Source organism: Arthrobacter agilis (assembly GCF_002953615.1).
Taxonomy (GTDB): domain Bacteria; phylum Actinomycetota; class Actinomycetes; order Actinomycetales; family Micrococcaceae; genus Arthrobacter_D; species Arthrobacter_D agilis_B.
This window is the reverse complement of record NZ_CP024915.1, coordinates 2,405,665-2,410,054: the sequence shown is the minus strand read 5'-3', so window position 1 is coordinate 2,410,054 and position 4,390 is coordinate 2,405,665. Positions and strand designations below refer to the sequence as shown.

The 4,390-nt window shown below is 70.9% G+C and carries 5 protein-coding genes; 4 read left to right on the top strand and 1 reads right to left on the bottom strand.

The genetic code is table 11. The features are described 5' to 3' along the window. Positions 1-845: glycoside hydrolase family 3 C-terminal domain-containing protein (locus tag CVO76_RS11750; protein WP_208739378.1), on the top strand; the 845-nt coding region annotated here is incomplete at its 5' end. Between the two features lie 24 nt (positions 846-869). Here the strand turns inward: CVO76_RS11750 and CVO76_RS11745 are convergent. Next, positions 870-1,346 carry an Lrp/AsnC family transcriptional regulator gene (locus CVO76_RS11745; protein WP_133082176.1) on the bottom strand — a complete coding sequence of 159 codons (477 nt, stop codon included), beginning with the start codon at positions 1,344-1,346 and terminating at the stop codon, positions 870-872. A gap of 187 nt (positions 1,347-1,533) precedes the next feature. Here CVO76_RS11745 and pdhA point away from each other — a divergent pair, with 187 nt between their 5' ends. From pdhA to CVO76_RS11730, 3 genes are all read left to right on the top strand, one after another. Then, complete coding sequence (gene pdhA / locus CVO76_RS11740; RefSeq protein ID WP_208739377.1) at positions 1,534-2,721, top strand: pyruvate dehydrogenase (acetyl-transferring) E1 component subunit alpha; 1,188 nt, start codon at positions 1,534-1,536, stop codon at positions 2,719-2,721. After that, entirely contained in the window at positions 2,721-3,743 is a 1,023-nt protein-coding gene (locus CVO76_RS11735) for an alpha-ketoacid dehydrogenase subunit beta (protein ID WP_208739376.1), read from the top strand. The genes pdhA and CVO76_RS11735 overlap by 1 nt, the downstream gene beginning before the upstream one ends. Next, a partial coding sequence (locus tag CVO76_RS11730; protein ID WP_432206097.1) for a biotin/lipoyl-containing protein occupies positions 3,740-4,390 on the top strand: 651 nt, incomplete at its 3' end. The genes CVO76_RS11735 and CVO76_RS11730, both read left to right, overlap by 4 nt.

The window sequence follows — 4,390 nt, the reverse complement described above, 5'->3', positions numbered from 1 at the left end:
GGGTGCCGCTCTCCTTCGTGGGAGCGCACGGAGCCGGCATGCCCTGGGGCGTCGAGGACCTCACGCTCCCCGAGCGCTACGCGAGTGCGGTGAACGCCGGCGTGGACATCATCGGCGGCAGCGACAAGCCGCAGTACATCATCGAGGCCGTACGCCAGGGGCTGCTCGGCGAGGACCGCGTGGACGAGGCCGCCCGGCGTGTCCTCCAGCAGAAGTTCGAACTGGGGCTCTTCGAGGACCCCTACGTCGATGTGCGCGCCGCCGAGCGCACCGTCGGCAGCACGAGATCGGAGCGGGCGGGCGACGCCGCGCAGGAAGCATCGCTGACGCTGCTCGCCAACGACGGCGGCATCCTGCCGGTGTCGCGGCGGGATGTCCGGACGGTCTTCCTGCAGGGCATCGACCCCGCGGCCGCCCGGGATGCGGGCTTCATCCCGGTGGCGACGCCGGCCGAGGCGGATCTCGCCGTGGTCCGGCTGGCGGATCCGCGCGGGGGAGCGGACCTCACGGACCTGGGGTTCACCGGGGACGAGGCGGACTACCAGGCGCTCCTCGCGGCATCGGCGGCAGGTGTCCCGACCATCGCCGTGCCGAACCTGGCGCGGCCCCTGATCCTGGGCGACGTCCTCGCGCATGCGGATGCCGTCCTGGCCGACTACGGTGTCTCCGACCGCGTGCTGCTGGAGGTGCTGTGTGGCAAGGGACAGCCGGGCGGTCGCCTGCCGTTCGAGCTGCCGTCCTCCATGGCCGAGGTCGAGGCCCAACTGCCCGACGTGCCGGACGACACCGCCACCCCGCTGTTCCCGGCCGGATTCGGCCTGTCCTACACGCGAAGCGGCCGATGACCGGTGCGGCGTCCTGACCGTCGGTCAGGACGCCGCCCGCGGGCCGCGCGCGAGCAGAGGCTCGACCCGGAACGGGATGAGCTCGCCCATGGCGAGGGACGTGTCGCAGCGCTCCACGCCGTCGCATGCGAGGATCTTGCCGTTGATGCGGAAGAGGTCCTCGGCGTCGACGGCGACCACCCGGACCAGAATGTCGGCCTGGCCCGTCAGGCCGAAGGCCTCGATGACCTCGGGTACGGCGGCGATGCTGTGAGTGATCGCCGCCAGCTTCTGCTGCTGCACGTGGACATGGATGAAAGCGGTCAGCGGGTAGCCGAGCGAGACCGTGTTGATACGCCGCTCGAAGGACAGGAAGACCGACTTCTTCTCGAGCTGCGCCATCCTCGCCTGCACCGTGTTCCTGGACAGTCCCAGCTTCTGCGCGAGGGCGACGACGGTGCGCCGCGGGTCCCTGGCGAGGGCCTGCAGCAGGCGCGTGTCGGTGAGGTCGAGGGGTTGCATAGTGCGCAACGCTAACACGGCGCTATGCCGCGGAATAGTGCACTCTGCTCAGTCGATGAGGAAACAGTTGTGCCACCTGTGCGGTGTGAGTAGGGTCACAATTACTCCGGGTAAAGGCGCCCGGAGCTCTTTCCCGGCGGCCCGATCGGCCGCAGGAGGGAGTGCCTGCGAGTGAAGGTTGCGTGCAATGACCCAGGACGGCGACCAGCGAGGACAGGGAATTCCCGGCGGCGACGACGCCGGGTCGGCGAGCGGGACGGTCTTCCCGGGCCCCGCCCGCGCAGGCGGGGACGACCTCGTCCAGCTCATCGACGCCTCCGGGGTCCGCCACCCGCACGGGCACTACGACGACCTCGTCGCCGACGTCGACGGCGCCGCCCTGCAGAAGCTCTACGAGGACATGGTGGTGGTGCGTCGCATCGACGCCGAGGCCACCGCGCTGCAGCGTCAGGGCGAGCTCGCACTCTGGCCCCCGCTGCTCGGCCAGGAGGCGGCCCAGATCGGTTCCGGCCGTGCCCTGCGCTCCGACGACTTCGTCTTCTCCAGCTACCGCGAGAACGCCGTGGCCTACTGCCGCGGCGTGGACCTCGCCGACATCCTGCGGGTCTGGCGCGGCAACGCCTCCTCCGGCTGGGACCCGTACACCATCAACATGGCCACGCCGCAGGTCATCATCGGGGCGCAGACCCTCCACGCCACCGGCTACGCGATGGGCATCATCAACGACGGCGCCGACGCCGTCGCGGTGACCTACTTCGGCGACGGCGCAACGAGCCAGGGCGACGTCAACGAGGCCATGGTCTTCGCCGCGAGCTACCAGGCCCCCGTGGTGTTCTTCTGCCAGAACAACCACTGGGCCATCTCCGAGCCGGTGGGGTTGCAGGCGCACGTGCCGATCGCACGCCGTGCTCCCGGCTTCGGCATCCCCTCAGTGCGCGTCGACGGCAACGACGTGCTCGCCTGCCTCGCCGTGACCCGCGAGGCCCTCGCCCGCGCACGCTCGGGCGGCGGGCCCACGTTCATCGAGGCCGTGACCTACCGGATGGGCCCCCACACGACGGCCGACGACCCCACCCGCTACCGCGACGCCAACGAGCTCGAGGACTGGGCGGCCCGTGACCCACTGGCCCGACTCGCCACCCTGCTCGACTCGCTCGGGCTGCTCGAGGCCGACTACTCCGACTCCGTGAAGGCGAAGGCCGACGCCGTCGCCGCGGAACTGCGCGAGGGATGCCTATCGATGGCCGAACCGGTGCCGTCGGACGTCTTCCGGCACGTGTACAGCGCACCGAACGCGGAGCTCGACCGCCAGCAGGACCACTACGAGCGCTACCTCGCCTCCTTCGCCCAGGCACCCCAGGAAGGACCCCGCTGATGTCCACCATGACTTTCGGCCGCGCGATCAACGCCGGCCTGCGCCGCGCCATGGACGAGGATCCCAAGGTGGTCCTGATCGGTGAGGACATCGGGAAGCTCGGCGGGGTCTTCCGCATCACCGACGGCCTGCAGAAGGACTTCGGGCCGCACCGCGTCCTCGACAGCCCGCTCGCGGAGGCGGGGATCATGGGCACGGCCGTCGGCATGGCCTACCGCGGGTACCGCCCGGTGGTGGAGATCCAGTTCGACGGCTTCATCTACCCGGCCTTCGACCAGATCGTCTGCCAGGTGGCCAAGCTGCACTACCGCACGCAGGGCGCCGTGAGGATGCCCATCACCATCCGGGTTCCCTTCGGCGGCGGCATCGGTTCCCCGGAGCACCACTCGGAGTCTCCCGAGGCCTACTTCACCCACACCTCGGGCCTGCGCGTCGTGAGCGTCTCGAACCCGCAGGACGCCTACACGATGATCCAGCAGGCGATAGCCAGCGACGACCCGGTGCTCTACTTCGAACCCAAGCGGCGCTACCACGTCAAGGGCGAGGTCGACGAGGGGATCGACCCGACGGTCTCGGACATGGGTGCCGCCCGCGTGGTGACCGAGGGGACGGACGTCACCCTGGTGACCTACGGGCCGCTCGTGCCCACCGCCCGCGATGCCGCCATCGCGGCGGCCGACGACGGCCTCTCCCTCGAGGTGATCGACCTGCGCTCCCTCGCTCCGATCGATTTCGCGACGGTCGAGTCCTCCGTCCGGAAGACCGGCCGGCTCGTCGTCACGCACGAGGCCGCCCGGTCCGGCGGGCTCGGCGCGGAGATCGCCGCGAGCATCACGGAGCGCTGCTTCGACTACCTCGAGCACGCCCCCGTCCGCGTCACCGGATTCGACATCCCGTACCCGTACTCCAAGCTCGAGTTCCACCACCTGCCCGACCTCGACCGGATCCTGGACGGCGTGGACCGCGTGATGCGGCGGCCGAACTCGCTGAGCGGACTGGATGTCGAAGGAGCGGCACAGTGACCGCGACATCCACCACCGCGTCGTCCACTGCCGCCCCGGCCCTGGCCGTTCCGTCCACGACCCGGCCGGCCGGGACCACGACCGGCGGGACGACGTCCGCCCGGGTCCGGGAGTTCCGGCTGCCCGACCTCGGCGAGGGACTCACCGAGTCGGAGATCGTCCAGTGGCACGTCACCGTGGGTGACACGGTGGAGCTGAACCAGATCATCGCCGACGTCGAGACCGCGAAGGCGGTCGTCGAGCTGCCCTCACCGTACGACGGCGTCGTCGTGCACCTGCACGCGGCCGCGGGCAGCGTCGTCGATGTCGGAGCGCCGATCGTCTCCTTCGAGGTGCCGGAGACCGACGGCGCGATGCCCGCGCAGGCGTCGGAGCGGACGGCTCCTTCAGCGTCACGGTCGACCCCGCCACCGTCGGACCCCGCCGACGTGGCCGCGGACGTGCCGGACGACGTGCCCGCCCGACGCGAACCGAACCTCGTGGGCTACGGGGCAGCTGTCGAGAAGGGCGGGCGCCCGCAGCGGCGGAGCCGCATCCTCCTGACCGCAGGTCACGGGCCGACGCAGGTCCCCACCGCATCGGCTCCGTCGGGCGCGGAGATCCCGTCGCCGCTCCGGCATGCCCCGATGCCGCCCGCAGCCGTGCCC

Coding starts and splice junctions, on each gene's coding strand:
- CVO76_RS11745 (WP_133082176.1), bottom strand. CDS start 1,346: ATGCAACCCCTCGACCTCACCGACACGCGCCTGCTGCAGGCCCTCGCC.
- pdhA (WP_208739377.1), top strand. CDS start 1,534: ATGACCCAGGACGGCGACCAGCGAGGACAGGGAATTCCCGGCGGCGAC.
- CVO76_RS11735 (WP_208739376.1), top strand. CDS start 2,721: ATGTCCACCATGACTTTCGGCCGCGCGATCAACGCCGGCCTGCGCCGC.